13 protein-coding genes are annotated in these 13,033 nt (G+C 70.7%); 5 read left to right on the top strand and 8 right to left on the bottom strand.

The window, feature by feature from the left end:
• Positions 1-991 precede the first annotated feature (991 nt).
• The 3 genes from N4P33_RS24280 to N4P33_RS24270 form a co-directional block, all read right to left on the bottom strand.
• The gene (locus N4P33_RS24280; RefSeq protein WP_260828842.1) at positions 992-1,684 is read right to left on the bottom strand and encodes a DUF402 domain-containing protein; all 693 of its coding nucleotides are present in this window, start codon (positions 1,682-1,684) and stop codon (positions 992-994) included.
• An 83-nt stretch (positions 1,685-1,767) separates the two neighbouring features.
• Positions 1,768-3,153 carry an aspartate ammonia-lyase gene (locus tag N4P33_RS24275; protein WP_260828841.1) on the bottom strand — a complete coding sequence of 462 codons (1,386 nt, stop codon included), beginning with the start codon at positions 3,151-3,153 and terminating at the stop codon, positions 1,768-1,770.
• 204 nt (positions 3,154-3,357) lie between these two features.
• Positions 3,358-5,034 carry a fumarate hydratase gene (locus N4P33_RS24270; protein WP_313904581.1) on the bottom strand — a complete coding sequence of 559 codons (1,677 nt, stop codon included), beginning with the start codon at positions 5,032-5,034 and terminating at the stop codon, positions 3,358-3,360.
• A 160-nt stretch (positions 5,035-5,194) separates the two neighbouring features.
• On the opposite strand from N4P33_RS24270, the gene N4P33_RS24265 reads away from it, so the two are divergent.
• On the top strand, positions 5,195-5,908 hold the full coding sequence (locus tag N4P33_RS24265) for a DUF1707 domain-containing protein (RefSeq protein WP_260828839.1): 714 nt from the start codon (positions 5,195-5,197) through the stop codon (positions 5,906-5,908).
• A 118-nt stretch (positions 5,909-6,026) separates the two neighbouring features.
• Positions 6,027-6,404, top strand: coding sequence for a WhiB family transcriptional regulator (locus N4P33_RS24260; protein ID WP_260828838.1), 378 nt, complete (start codon positions 6,027-6,029; stop codon positions 6,402-6,404).
• Positions 6,405-6,559: 155 nt separating this feature from the next.
• Here the strand turns inward: N4P33_RS24260 and glpX are convergent, their stop codons facing one another.
• Positions 6,560-7,594: a class II fructose-bisphosphatase gene (gene glpX, locus N4P33_RS24255; protein WP_260828837.1), complete on the bottom strand. Its 1,035-nt coding sequence runs from the start codon at positions 7,592-7,594 to the stop codon at positions 6,560-6,562.
• A gap of 142 nt (positions 7,595-7,736) precedes the next feature.
• Here glpX and N4P33_RS24250 point away from each other — a divergent pair, with 142 nt between their 5' ends.
• Positions 7,737-8,240 carry a DUF4245 domain-containing protein gene (locus N4P33_RS24250; RefSeq protein WP_260828836.1) on the top strand — a complete coding sequence of 168 codons (504 nt, stop codon included), beginning with the start codon at positions 7,737-7,739 and terminating at the stop codon, positions 8,238-8,240.
• A gap of 73 nt (positions 8,241-8,313) precedes the next feature.
• On the opposite strand, the gene N4P33_RS24245 is transcribed toward N4P33_RS24250, so the two are convergent.
• The 3 genes from N4P33_RS24245 to xseA form a co-directional block, all read right to left on the bottom strand.
• Entirely contained in the window at positions 8,314-8,904 is a 591-nt protein-coding gene (locus N4P33_RS24245; RefSeq protein WP_260828834.1) for a malonic semialdehyde reductase, read from the bottom strand.
• A gap of 125 nt (positions 8,905-9,029) precedes the next feature.
• Positions 9,030-9,305 (bottom strand): exodeoxyribonuclease VII small subunit, encoded by a 276-nt coding sequence (locus N4P33_RS24240; RefSeq protein ID WP_399030061.1) that lies wholly within the window; start codon positions 9,303-9,305, stop codon positions 9,030-9,032.
• Between the two features lie 10 nt (positions 9,306-9,315).
• A complete protein-coding gene (gene xseA, locus N4P33_RS24235; protein ID WP_260828833.1) occupies positions 9,316-10,524 on the bottom strand; it encodes an exodeoxyribonuclease VII large subunit in 1,209 nt (402 codons plus the stop codon).
• 66 nt (positions 10,525-10,590) lie between these two features.
• Between xseA and N4P33_RS24230 the strand changes: the two genes are divergently transcribed.
• Together N4P33_RS24230 and ppgK are read left to right on the top strand one after the other, a co-directional pair.
• Positions 10,591-11,616 carry a 4-hydroxy-3-methylbut-2-enyl diphosphate reductase gene (locus N4P33_RS24230; protein ID WP_260828832.1) on the top strand — a complete coding sequence of 342 codons (1,026 nt, stop codon included), beginning with the start codon at positions 10,591-10,593 and terminating at the stop codon, positions 11,614-11,616.
• A gap of 90 nt (positions 11,617-11,706) precedes the next feature.
• Positions 11,707-12,453 carry a polyphosphate--glucose phosphotransferase gene (ppgK, locus tag N4P33_RS24225; RefSeq protein WP_260828831.1) on the top strand — a complete coding sequence of 249 codons (747 nt, stop codon included), beginning with the start codon at positions 11,707-11,709 and terminating at the stop codon, positions 12,451-12,453.
• 57 nt (positions 12,454-12,510) lie between these two features.
• Here the strand turns inward: ppgK and N4P33_RS24220 are convergent.
• On the bottom strand, positions 12,511-13,033 hold a 523-nt coding region (locus N4P33_RS24220; RefSeq protein ID WP_399030058.1), incomplete at its 5' end, for a DUF6542 domain-containing protein.

Raw genomic sequence — 13,033 nt, 5'->3', positions numbered from 1 at the left:
ATCCGTCGACACCGCTGCCCCTGCCCGTGCCGGGGGCGGTCGCCGGCTCCTGACCGCTGCCGCCGGGCGCGACCGTCTCCTGCGCCGGGGGCTCGGAGGTGCCGGTCGCTTCCGAGGCGGCCCGGTGCCGCACGGCATCGGGGGCACCCGACGTCCCTTCGGCACCGGACGCGCCCGCGGTCGCCGGGGCGGCCGAGGCACCGGGCGTACCTGGAGCGGCCGGGGATGTCGAGGCACCGGGCGTACCTGGAGCGGCCGGGGATGTCGAGGCACCGGACGTACCAGGGGCGGCCGGGGATGTCGAGGCACCGGACTGACTAGGGGCGGCCGGGGACGCCGAGACACCGGACGTACTCGGGATGGCCGGGGATGTCGAGGCACCGGACGTACCCGGGGCGATCGGGGACGTCGCGACACCGGACGTACCCGGGGCGATCGGGGACGTCGCGACACCGGACGTACCCGGGGCGATCGGGGACGCCGAGACGTCGGCCGTACTCGGGTTGGCCGGGGACGCCGTGCCGGGCGCCGGCGGCTCCGTGCCGCCCGAGCGGCTCTGTGCCGGTAAGGCCGGCGCCGTACCGGAGACGCGGGGCGGTGTCGGGGTGTGCACGAGTGCCCCGCGGGGATCCGCGGGGGTGGCGCCCGGCTGGGGGCGTTCGAAGGAGGTCGGCTGCTCCGTCACGCGTGTCGAGTCCGTCCGTCCGGCGCTGTGCGCCATGCGTGCACTTCGTCCCGCCGAGATTCCGATACCCGGAATACGTGCCCCAGGAACGGAATTCCCGCGTGGTCAGAAGATGTTCCTGTGCCGTCGGCCGACCGTTCCCGGCCCGTACCGGTGTTGCCGTACCCCTCGCTCACGTCCTGCCGCCCCTCGGTGACGTCCGGTCAAGCCCAGCGCGTGCTCCGGTAGTTGCCGCCCGGTCGATAGCTGCTCCCTGCCTTGCGGAGGACGATCCTACGTTTCCTTCCCGGGGGCGCATCAAGGGTCTCATGAGGACACATGCGCGGGCGTGCGGTCCCAGTCCCGCGGCAGCGACGGTACCGGCCAGGACGGATCCGGGCGCCAGTTCTGCCAGCCGTCCGAGAACGGCGGCCCCCAGGCCTCGATCACGGCGACCGCGGCCCGCCCGGCCTCCCGTACGCGTCCGGCCAGCGCGGAGTCCACCAGACCGTCCCGCTGGGCCTGCGCGAACTCGTCCTCGTCGCGCCAGTGCCAACTGCCGTCCGGGTGCACGGAGATGTCCAGGAAGTGGTCCTCGGAGTCCACCCCGCCCGCCCAACGGGCCAGCGGCTCCTCCAGGTTCACGTACCAGTTCTTGAACCGCCAGCCCGGCTCCCAGAACAGCCACACCGACCAGGGCTCACCGGGCCGCGCCAGCTTCAGCACGCCGGTGCCGAACCACCGGTCGCGCTGCACCGTCCGCGGCTTGGTGTACCGCGTGCTCAGCGGCTCGCGGTGCACGGGCGTGCCGTCCGCGAGCACCGGCTTCACGCACTCGGTACCGGGCGCCATCCACACGGCGAGCAGCTCCGGGTCGTCGCGCACGACCGTGACGGGGCGCGCGATGTGGAAGCGCGCGCCGCCGTTCTCCCGGTACCGCCACAGGATCTGTGTCCCGGGCGTCCAGAAGACCGCCGCACCGCCCGCCTGCCCGCGCCTCACCGCTCCGCCCTCTGTCATGCGCAGATATTAGGTGTCACCGGCATACGACGCTGCGGCCCCCGTCACGGTTCACCCTCGGGGCGAGGGCCCTGCCCCGGCTTTTACGGCCGCGTCATCCGCAGGACATCAAGCGCCTCGTCGAGCTGCTCGACCGTGAGATCACCGCGCTCGACGTAGCCCCCCTCCAGCACCACCTGCCGGATGGTCTTCCGCTCAGCCAGCGACTTCTTGGCGACCTTCGCGGCCTCCTCGTAGCCGATGTACTTGTTGAGCGGCGTGACGACGGACGGCGAGGACTCGGCGTACTCCCGGGCCCGCTCACGGTCCGCCTCGATCCCGTCGACGGTACGGTCCGCGAGCAGCCGGGAGGCGTTCGCGAGCAGCCTGATGGACTCGAGCACGTTCTTCGCGATGACCGGCAGCATCACGTTGAGCTCGAAGTTGCCGGAGGCGCCGGCGGTGGCGACGGTCGCGTCGTTGCCGACGACCTGGGCGCACACCATGAGCACGGCCTCCGGGATGACCGGGTTGACCTTGCCCGGCATGATCGACGAGCCGGGCTGAAGGTCGGGCAGCCGGATCTCCGCGAGGCCGGTGCGCGGGCCCGAGGACATCCACCGCAGATCGTTCGCGATCTTCGTCAGCCCCACGGCGATGGTCCGCAGCTGACCGCTGGTCTCCACGATCCCGTCCCGGGCGCCCTGCGCCTCGAAGTGGTCCCGCGCCTCGGTCAGCGGCAGCCCGGTGACGCGAGCGACCTCCTCGATCACGGCGGCGGAGAAGCCGGGCGGGGTGTTGATGCCGGTGCCTACGGCGGTTCCGCCGAGGGGGAGTTCGGCCAGGCGCGGCAGGGAGGCGTACAGCCGCTCGACGCCGTACCGCACCTGGGCCGCGTATCCGCCGAACTCCTGGCCCAGGGTCACGGGCGTGGCGTCCATGAGATGCGTACGCCCGGACTTCACCACGTCGGCGAACTCCTCGGCCTTGCGGCCCAGCGCGTCCGCGAGGTGCTCCAGCGCCGGGATGAGGTCCCGGGTGACGGCGGCGGTGGCGGCGATATGGATGGAGGAGGGGAAGACGTCGTTGGACGACTGGGAGGCGTTGACGTGGTCGTTGGGGTGCACGTCCCGGCCGAGCCGCTCGCTCGCCAGGGTGGCGATGACCTCGTTGGTGTTCATGTTGGACGAGGTGCCCGAGCCGGTCTGGAACACGTCGACGGGGAAGTGCTCGTCCCACCGGCCCTCGGCGACCTCCCCGGCCGCCTCCTGGATCGCCTCGGCGATGTCCTTGTCCAGCACTCCCAGCCGCGCGTTCACCTTCGCCGCGGCGCCCTTGATCCGGGCGAGGGCCTCGATGTGGGCCCGCTCGATCCGCTGCCCGGAGACCGGGAAGTTCTCCACGGCCCGCTGCGTCTGGGCCCGCCACTTGGCGTGCGCGGGCACCCGCACCTCGCCCATGGAGTCGTGCTCGATCCGGTATTCGCTCATACCGGGTACAGCGTGCGAGGGGGCGGGGATGTTCCGTCGGCTGCGCCAGCCGGGGCACCCCCGGGGGGCTCCGCCCCCGGACCCCCGGCCTATGCCCACCCACCACCCGACTCGGTTGGCTGAAAAGGCGCCGGACGAGCTGACTCCAGCCCGTCCGGCGTTTGAGGACGAGGCCCCTTCACTGCCCCGCCGCACCCGAGGTGCCTACGCCAGCCCAGGCCCCCGTACCGGGATCGACGTGAACGTCGGTGACGGTGCGGGATCCTGGAAGAAGTCGTTGCCCTTGTCGTCGACGACGATGAACGCGGGGAAGTCCTCCACCTCGATCTTCCACACCGCCTCCATGCCGAGCTCCTCGTACTCGACGACCTCGACCTTCTTGATGCAGTCCTGCGCGAGACGCGCCGCAGGCCCACCGATCGAGCCGAGATAGAAGCCGCCGTGCGCGGCACACGCGTCGGTGACCTGCTTGCTGCGGTTCCCCTTCGCCAGCATCACCTTGGACCCGCCCGCCGCCTGGAACTGCTCCACGTAGGAGTCCATGCGCCCGGCGGTCGTCGGACCGAAGGACCCCGACGCGTAACCCTCCGGCGTCTTCGCGGGCCCGGCGTAGTACACCGGGTGGTCCTTCAGGTACTGCGGCATCTCCTCACCCGCGTCCAGCCGCTCCTTGATCTTGGCGTGCGCGATGTCGCGGGCCACGACCAGCGGGCCGGTCAGGGACAGCCGGGTCTTGACCGGGTACTTGGTCAGCTCGGCGAGGATGGCGTCCATCGGCTGGTTGAGGTCGATCTTCACGACGTCGCCCTCGTCGGCGAGCTGCTCGTCCGTCGTGTCCGGCAGGAACCGCGCCGGGTCCGTCTCCAGCTGCTCCAGGAACACACCCTCGGCCGTGATCTTCGCGACGGCCTGCCGGTCGGCCGAGCAGGACACGGCGATGGCGACCGGGCAGGAGGCCCCGTGCCGCGGCAGCCGCACCACGCGCACGTCGTGGCAGAAGTACTTGCCGCCGAACTGCGCCCCGATGCCGATCTTCTGCGTCAGCTCGAAGACCTTCTCCTCCAGCTCCTTGTCCCGGAAGCCGTGCCCGAGCGGGGAGCCCTCGGCCGGGATGTTGTCCAGGTAGTGCGCGGAGGCGTACTTGGCGGTCTTCAGCGCGTACTCCGCCGACGTACCGCCGACGACGATCGCCAGGTGGTACGGCGGGCAGGCGGCCGTACCGAGCGAACGGATCTTCTCCTCCAGGAACTTCATCATGGAGGCCTCGTTCAGAACGGCCTTGGTCTCCTGGTACAGGAAGGACTTGTTGGCCGAGCCGCCGCCCTTGGCCATGAACAGGAACTTGTAGGCGTCGCCGTCGGTCGCGTACAGCTCGATCTGGGCCGGCAGGTTCGACCCGGTGTTCTTCTCCTCCCACATGGTGAGCGGAGCCATCTGCGAGTAGCGCAGGTTGAGGTTCTGGTACGCGTCGTAGATGCCGCGGGACAGGGCTTCCTCGTCACGGCCCGCGGTGAGTACGTTCTGCCCGCGCTTGCCCATGACGATCGCCGTACCGGTGTCCTGGCACATCGGCAGCACACCCGCCGCCGCGATGTTGGCGTTCTTCAGCAGGTCGAGCGCCACGAACTTGTCGTTGCTCGACGCCTCGGGGTCGTCGATGATGCGGCGCAGCTGGGCGAGGTGGGCCGGGCGCAGATAGTGCTGGATGTCGTGGACGGCCTCCTCGGCGAGCTTGCGCAGCGCCTCCGGCTCCACCTTGAGGAAGGTCCGCCCGTCGGCCTCGAAGGTGGAGACACCTTCGGAGGTCACCAGCCGGTACGGGGTGGTGTCCTCTCCCATGGGGAGCAGATCGGCGTACTCGAACTCAGGCATCTCGCCCATTCCTCACTCGACAGACGGCCGCCCGCCTCCATTGGCGGGCGCCAACCAGCGTAGAACCTGCCACTGACGGCGAGCCTGTGAGGTAAGGCTCAGTTGGGGGGAATCGGTTGCCCGCAGCACAGGGGTGTCGCGATCTATCGTGTGTGGGTACGCTGCTGTCGTGGACCTTCAGAAGCACGCCTCGCAGCAGGACAGCGCACCGAAGCCGGAGATGCGCGCCTCGGACGCCGACCGTGACCGCATCGCCGACCTCCTGCGTGACGCCCTCGCCGAGGGCCGGCTGACCGCAGAGGAGCACGCCGATCGGGTCGAGGGCGTGCTGGCCGCCAAGACGGTCGGTGAGCTGGAGGCGTTCGTCCGGGACCTCCCGGCCGCTCAGCAGCGCCGCGCGACCCCCGAATCCGCCCCGAACCGCCCCACGCCCGGCGCGATCCCGATGGAACCCGACGACAACGTCGTCGCGGTCCTCAGCGCCGCCACGCGCAAGGGCCGCTGGCGCGCCGGCCGCCGTATCCACGCGTACGCGATCTTCGGGAGCGTGGAGATCGACCTCAGCGAGGCCCTCTTCGACCACCAGCAGGTGGTGGTGAAGGCCTTCGCGATCCTCGGCAACGTCGAGGTCCGCGTCCCGGAGAACGTGTCGCTGCGCGGCATCGGCGGCGGCGTGTTCGGCAACTTCGAGGTGCACACGCTCGACGCGGACGACCCGGAGGCCCCGGTGGTCTACGTGGACGGCTGGTCGATCCTGGGCAACGTCGAGGCGCGCCCCAAGCGCGGCAAGCTCGTCGGCGACATCCTCGACCGGGTCCAGCGCTCGATGGACCGCGCCCAGCGCTCCGTGGACAGAAGCATGCGCAAGCATCTCGGCCACTGACGTCCCTGAACGCGGTTTCCGTACCGGGTGGTTCGGGACTCAGTGCATAGGCACGCGTACATCGGGTAAGCCTTGCTGCATCGTCTCTCGCTCGCGAAGCCGTCGTCAGGAGTAGACCGTGCTGCAACCGCCGCATTCGTCCCTGCAGGTAGCTGCCGTTCCGGCCCAGCGGGTGCCAGCGCGAGACAGGGACCAGGACGCCCCCTGGCACACCGAGGCGGTGTGCCGCCGCGACGAGGCGGGCCTGTTCTTCGCCCCCTCGAAGGAGCCCACCGCCGCCCGCCTCTCCCGCGAGGAGGCGGCCAAGCGGGTCTGCGCCCGCTGCCCGGTGATGGTCGAGTGCCGCGAACACGCCCTCCTCCAGCCCGAGCCGTACGGCGTCTGGGGCGGCCTGACCGCAGCGGAACGCCGAGTGGTCCTGGCCCGACGCCGCCGCCGCGACATGGAACTCAAGAAGACCGCCCGCACCACGGGCCGCATAGCGGCAGCCGGCTGACAACACCGGCAAGCAAAAGGCGCCCCCTCCGCACAGGGGGCGCCTTTCATGTCACGGGGAAGGTCCAACACCCTAGGGGCGCGGGGAACTGCGCGACCAGCCACGAACGACCCGCACTCGCCGACGATCCGCAGCCCCCACCCTCGTAGGCGCCCTTACTTCGCCCGATCGAAGTCAATCGCGCTATAGGCCCGCAGCTTGCTCAGCCGGTGCTCGGAATCAATCCTCCGCACCGTCCCCGACTTCGACCGCATCACGATCGAGTCGGTCGTAGCCGTCTCCGGCCGGTACCGCACACCCCGCAGCAGCTCACCGTCGGTGATCCCCGTCGCCACGAAGAACACGTTGTCCCCGGTGACAAGATCCTCCGTGGTCAGCACCCGGTCCAGATCGTGCCCCGCATCGATCGCCCGCTGCCGCTCCTCGTCATCCTTGGGCCACAGCTTGCCCTGGATCGTCCCGCCCAGGCACTTCACGGCACAGGCGGAGATGATCCCCTCGGGGGTGCCGCCGACGCCGAGCAGCAGGTCGATGCCGGTCCCCTCGCGCAGCGCGAGGATCGAGCCCGCCACATCGCCGTCGGAGATCAGCTTGATGCGCGCCCCGGTCTCCCGGATCTCCTTGATGATGCCCTCGTGCCGCGGCCGGTCCAGGATCACCACGGTGACGTCCTCGGGCGTGACCCGCTTCGCCTTGGCGACCCGGCGGATGTTCACGCTCACCGGCGCGTTGATGTCGACGAAGTCCGCCGCCTCGGGCCCGGTGACCAGCTTGTCCATGTAGAACACGGCCGACGGGTCGAACATCGAGCCACGCTCGGCCGCCGCCAGCACGGCGATCGCGTTGGTCATGCCCTTCGCGGTCAGCGTCGTACCGTCGATCGGGTCGACGGCGATGTCGCACTCCGGCCCGGTGCCGTCGCCCACGCGCTCCCCGTTGTAGAGCATCGGGGCTTCGTCCTTCTCGCCCTCGCCGATGACGACGACGCCGTTCATCGAGACGGTCGAGACGAGGGTCCGCATCGCGCGCACCGCGGCCCCGTCGGCGCCGTTCTTGTCTCCGCGCCCGACCCAGCGGCCGGCGGCCATCGCCGCGGCCTCCGTCACCCGCACCAGTTCCAGGGCGAGGTTGCGGTCGGGTGCCTCGGAGGGCACATCGAGCTCGGACGGCAAGTGATGATGCTCGGTCATCGGAGCGCACCTTTCTGTACGACGACGGCCGGATGAGGGTGTGGGCCCGACTCTATCGTTAGGCAGACAAAATGAGCAGGGGCCCCCACGGATGAGCGCTCCGGGCACCTGCGACGATAGGGACGTGGCAGGAAAGAGCAGCATGCAGAAAACGGCCCGGGACATGATCCTCTCCCTGGGCCTCATCGGACTGGTCGCCGGAGTGGTCTGGCTGTTCATCCCGCACGACGACAGCGACCCGGACCTCAAGCGGGTCGACTACCGGGTCGACCTGCTCACGGCCCGCCGCGCCGCCTCGTACCCGGTGGCCGCCCCCGTGGGCCTGCCCGAGGCGTGGAAGCCCACCTCGGTGCGCTACCGCGGCGAGGAGGGCGAGTCCTGGCACCTCGGCTACCACACCCCCGACGGGGAGTACGTGGCGGTGGAGCAGTCCACCCGGAAGCCGGTGCTGTTCATCGAGGACGCGACCCAGAAGGCGGAGAAGACCGACGTCACCCAGCGCATCGACGGCAAGACCTGGACGCGCTACGAGGGCGACCGTTACGACGCGCTCGTGCTGGAGGGTGACGGCTCGACCACGGTGGTGACGGGCACGGCGTCCTTCGGGCAGCTGACGAAGATGGCGCAGTCGCTGCGCACCGGGTGAGCGCCGGGACAAGACCAACGGCAAGGGCCCTCGCGGAGATCCGCGAGGGCCCTTGCCGTGTGTGTGACAGCGCTCAGACGACGCTGACGACCTGCTCGAACTCCAGCCGAGGGCTGCGCGGGAACCACGCGTCCGGGCCGGGCCGGCCGATGTTGACGATCATCAGCGGGGTGTGGTCGTCGTCCAGGAACTCCTTGCGGACGCCCTCGAAGTCGAACCCGGTCATCGGCCCGGCGGCCAGCCCCGCGGCCCGCACGCCGACGATGAAGTACGCGGCCTGGAGGGCGGCGTTCAGCGCGGCGGCGTTCTCGCGCACCGGACGCTCGGCGAAGAAGACGTCCTTGGCCTGCGGGAAGTGCGGGAACAGCGCGGGCAGCTCCTCGTGGAACTCGTTGTCCGCGCAGAGGATCGCGACCAGCGGGGCGGACGCGGTCTTCGGCCGGTTGCCCTCGGCCATGTGCGGGAGCAGCCGCTCACGGGCCTCGGCGGAGCGGACCAGGGTGACGCGCAGCGGGCTCTGGTTGAAGGCGGTCGGGCCGTACTTGACCAGGTCGTAGATCGCCCGCACCTGCTCGTCGGTCACCGGCTCGTCGGTGAACGTGTTGGCGGTGCGCGCCTCGCGGAACAGCAGGTCCTGGGTGGCCGGGTCAAGAGCGAGAGACATACGTGAACCTTCTGGGGTGGTGCGATGGACGGAGTCGACCGTACGCCCCATGAAGTTCAATGCTCAACCAAATCCGGAGTGCGGTGATCCACTTCACAGGATCAGCCGCTGAGCTCCGACGAGGCTCAGTCCTGGTCCTCGCCCTCGGAGCCGGCCTCCGCCTCCTCCGCCAGCGCCGCGTCCAGCCGCGCCCGCGCGCCCTCCAGCCAGCGCCGGCACACCTTGGCCAGCTCCTCGCCGCGCTCCCACAGCGCGAGGGACTCCTCCAGCGTCGTACCGCCCGCCTCCAGCCGTCGTACGACCTCGATCAGCTCGTCCCGCGCCTGCTCGTACCCGAGTGCCTCGGCCACCGCCGCCCGCTCCGTCTCGCCGGTCACCGTCTGCTCCGTCCCACCGCTCATCTCGCCCACCCTACGCATCGACCCGGACAGTGAACTCGCCCTCCGACACCCGCGCGCGCAGCGCCTCGCCGGGCTCCACCTCTCCCGGGGAGCGCACCGCGTGGCCGTCCGACCGCTGGAGCACCGCGTACCCGCGCTTGAGGGTCGCGGCGGGGGAGAGGGCCACCACGCGCGCGTGCGTGTGGGTCAGCTCCGAGTCCGCGCGGTCGAGCTGATGCCGCAGACAGCGCCGGCCGCGCTCCAGCAGCGCGGTGACCTCCTCCGCGCGGGTGTCGATCATCCGGTGCGGATCCTGTATCGAGGGCCGGGCCAGCGCATGCGCCAGCCCCCGCTCCTCCCGGTCGACCAGAGCCTGGACGCAGCGCCGCGCACGGTCCCGCAGCATCCGCACCCGCTCGACCTCCTCGCCGACGTCGGGGACGACCTTCTTGGCGGCGTCCGTCGGCGTGGAGGCGCGCAGATCCGCCACATGGTCCAGCAGCGGATTGTCCGGCTCGTGCCCGATCGCCGAGACGACCGGCGTACGGCAGGCGGCCACCGCCCGCACCAGCTGCTCGTCGGAGAACGGCAGCAGATCCTCCACGCTGCCGCCGCCCCGCGCCACGATGATCACGTCCACGTCGTCGATCGCGTCCAGCTCCTTCACGGCCTGGACGACCTGCGGCACCGCGTGCACCCCCTGCACCGCCACATTGCGCACCTCGAAGCGCACCGCCGGCCAGCGATGCCGCGCGTTCTCCAGCACGTCCCGCTCGGCCGCCGAGGCGCGCCCGCACACCAGCCCGATCAGCTGCGGCAGGAACGGCAGCGGCTTCTTGCGCTCCGGCGCGAAAAGCCCCTCCCGCGCCAGCGCCTTCTTCAGCTGCTCGAGCCGCGCCAGCAGCTCCCCCACCCCGACCGGCCGGATCTCGGCCGCCCTGAGCGACAGCTGCCCCCGCGGCGCGTACCACTCGGGCTTGCAGTGCACCACCACGCGCGCGCCCTCGCTCACCACGTCCGCCACCGCGTCGAACACCTGCCGGTAGCACGTCACGCCCACGGAGATGTCGTACGACGGATCCCGCAGCGTCAGGAACACCACCCCCGCGCCCGGCCGCCGCGAGAGCTGGGTGATCTGCCCCTCGACCCACACCGCGCCGAGCCGGTCGATCCACCCTCCGATGAGCCGCGACACCTCACCGACCGGCAGGGGCGCTTCCGCAGACGTGTTGACAGCCATGCCGCGAGAGTAGTGCGCCCCACCGACAACGCACCGTGATCGGGCCTCGTGGACTCGGCCCTTACGATGGGACGCATGACTGCTTCGCCTGGCCGCCGTGTCCTGCTCGCCGCCCCCCGGGGCTACTGCGCGGGTGTGGACCGCGCCGTGATCGCCGTCGAGAAGGCCCTGGAGCAGTACGGGGCCCCCGTCTACGTCCGGCACGAGATCGTGCACAACAAATACGTCGTGCAGACCCTGGAGAAGAAGGGCGCCATCTTCGTCGAACGCACGGAGGAGGTCCCCCCGGGCAACATCGTGATGTTCTCCGCGCACGGCGTGGCGCCCGTCGTCCACGAGGAAGCGGCGCGCGGCAAGCTCGCCACCATCGACGCCACCTGCCCGCTGGTCACCAAGGTGCACAAGGAAGCAGTCCGCTTCGCAAACGAGGACTACGACATCCTCCTGATCGGGCACGAGGGCCACGAGGAGGTCATCGGCACCTCCGGCGAGGCCCCCGACCACATCCAGCTCGTCGACGGCCCGGGTGACGTGGAGAAGGTCGAGGTCCGCGACCCGTCGAAGGTCGTCTGGCTCTCCCAGACCACGCTGAGCGTCGACGAGACCATGGAGACCGTCGACGCCCTCAAGGAGAAGTTCCCGCAGCTGATCTCCCCGCCCAGCGACGACATCTGCTACGCCACGCAGAACCGTCAGCTGGCCGTGAAGCAGATGGGCGCCGAGGCCGACCTGGTGATCGTGGTCGGCTCACGCAACTCCTCCAACTCCAAGCGGCTCGTCGAGGTCGCCAAGCTGGCGGGCGCCCGCGAGGCCTACCTGGTGGACTTCGCCGACGAGATCGACGAGGACTGGCTGGAGGGCGTGACCACGGTCGGCGTCACCTCGGGCGCGTCGGTGCCGGAGGTGCTGGTCGAGCAGGTGCTGGAGTGGCTCGCCGGGCGCGGTTTCGAGGACGTGGAGATCGTCAAGGCCGCCGAGGAGTCCATCACCTTCTCGCTGCCGAAGGAGCTGCGCCGGGACCTCCGTGAGGAGGCGGCGGCGCTGGTGGCCGAGCGCGGGGGCGCCGGGGCCGGTGAGAACGCGGGGGAGTGAGTGGGGGAGTCACGGAGATCCCGGAGATGTCGGGGACCGATCTCTGACTCCGACTCCGTGACTGTCAGTGGTCCGTCGTAACGTAGGGCCATGCAGATCTTCGGCGTGGACATCGGCGGATCCGGGATCAAGGGTGCCCCGGTCGACCTGGACAAGGGGGACCTGGCGCAGGAGCGCCACAAGGTCCTCACCCCGCACCCGGCCACGCCGGACGCGGTGGCCGACGGCGTCAAGCAGGTCGTCGACCACTTCGGCTGGACCGGCCCGGTCGGGGTGACCTTCCCCGGAGTGGTCACCGAGGGCACCACCATCCGTACGGCGGCCAATGTCGACAAGAGCTGGATCGACACCGACGCGCGCGTGATGCTCGGCGACCGCCTGGGCGGCTTGCCGGTGACGGTGGTCAACGACGCGGACGCGGCGGGCGTCGCCGAGATGCACTTCGGCGCCGGCCGCCACCGCAGAGGCACGGTCATCATGCTGACCTTCGGCACGGGCATCGGCAGCGCCCTGTTCGTGGACGGTGTCCTCGTCCCCAACACCGAGCTCGGCCATCTCGAGCTGCACGGTCACGACGCGGAGAAGCGCGCCTCCAGCAAGGCCCGGGACGACCACGACCTGTCGTGGGAGGAATGGGCGCACCGGGTGCAGAAGTATCTGGCCCATGTGGAGATGCTGTTCTCGCCGGAGCTGTTCATCATCGGCGGCGGGGTGAGCCGCAAGGCGCACAAGTTCCTGCCGCACATCGAGGGCATCAAGGCGGAGATTGTCCCGGCGCAGTTGCAGAACAACGCGGGCATCGTGGGGGCGGCGATGCGGGCGGCGACGGGGGTGTAGGGGCTTCCGGTCACAGGAGTGGCCCCGTGGCGGATCACTTCTGGGCGCGGCGGCGGATCATTGCTGGGCGGCGCGGCTCCGGGCGGCGGCGGCACGGCGATTGCGGCTGATGGCCCGGATCCTGCGGACGATCACAAGGACCCCGGCCAGGAGCGTCCCCCCGTACAGCCACCCGGCCTGCGTGGCGAGGCCCGTCACCAGCCCCATCAGCTGGCTGCCGGTACTGCCGTCGCCCTCCTCCGCGACCGGCACCAGCCCCACGAGGAAGCCGATCGGCACGACGACGGGCGCGGTGAGCAGATCGCTCCGCCGCACCCACACCGCCGTGAGCACGCACACGGGCAGGAACAGCACGCCGTAGACGGTCTGCCCGGCACGTCCGAACAGGGCGGCCAGGCAGCCGAGGGCGAGCAGGACCAGGGCGCAGAAGAGGCCGCTGCCGAGCCCGGTGAGCCGGGGGTTGGGGAAGGCACGGGCGCCGGGCGGGGTCGCGGCGGGCCGCCGTACGGATGCGGACGGACGCTGGGCCGCGCGGGGCGTGGTCCGGGCGGACCGGGTGGACCGGGTCACGCCGCCCCCG

Origin of the sequence: Streptomyces sp. 15-116A, assembly GCF_025290915.1 — a bacterium.
Classification (GTDB): domain Bacteria; phylum Actinomycetota; class Actinomycetes; order Streptomycetales; family Streptomycetaceae; genus Streptomyces.
This window is presented reverse-complemented; position numbering and strand designations above follow the sequence as displayed.

Excerpts from the sequence above, each read along its gene's own strand:
- N4P33_RS24270 (WP_313904581.1), bottom strand. The coding sequence starts at position 5,034 with ATGGGCGAGATGCCTGAGTTCGAGTACGCCGATCTGCTCCCCATGGGA.
- xseA (WP_260828833.1), bottom strand. The coding sequence starts at position 10,524 with ATGGCTGTCAACACGTCTGCGGAAGCGCCCCTGCCGGTCGGTGAGGTG.
- N4P33_RS24250 (WP_260828836.1), top strand. The coding sequence starts at position 7,737 with ATGCAGAAAACGGCCCGGGACATGATCCTCTCCCTGGGCCTCATCGGA.
- glpX (WP_260828837.1), bottom strand. The coding sequence starts at position 7,594 with ATGACCGAGCATCATCACTTGCCGTCCGAGCTCGATGTGCCCTCCGAG.
- N4P33_RS24245 (WP_260828834.1), bottom strand. The coding sequence starts at position 8,904 with ATGTCTCTCGCTCTTGACCCGGCCACCCAGGACCTGCTGTTCCGCGAG.
- N4P33_RS24240 (WP_399030061.1), bottom strand. The coding sequence starts at position 9,305 with ATGAGCGGTGGGACGGAGCAGACGGTGACCGGCGAGACGGAGCGGGCG.
- N4P33_RS24230 (WP_260828832.1), top strand. The coding sequence starts at position 10,591 with ATGGGACGCATGACTGCTTCGCCTGGCCGCCGTGTCCTGCTCGCCGCC.
- ppgK (WP_260828831.1), top strand. The coding sequence starts at position 11,707 with ATGCAGATCTTCGGCGTGGACATCGGCGGATCCGGGATCAAGGGTGCC.
- N4P33_RS24275 (WP_260828841.1), bottom strand. The coding sequence starts at position 3,153 with ATGAGCGAATACCGGATCGAGCACGACTCCATGGGCGAGGTGCGGGTG.
- N4P33_RS24280 (WP_260828842.1), bottom strand. The coding sequence starts at position 1,684 with ATGACAGAGGGCGGAGCGGTGAGGCGCGGGCAGGCGGGCGGTGCGGCG.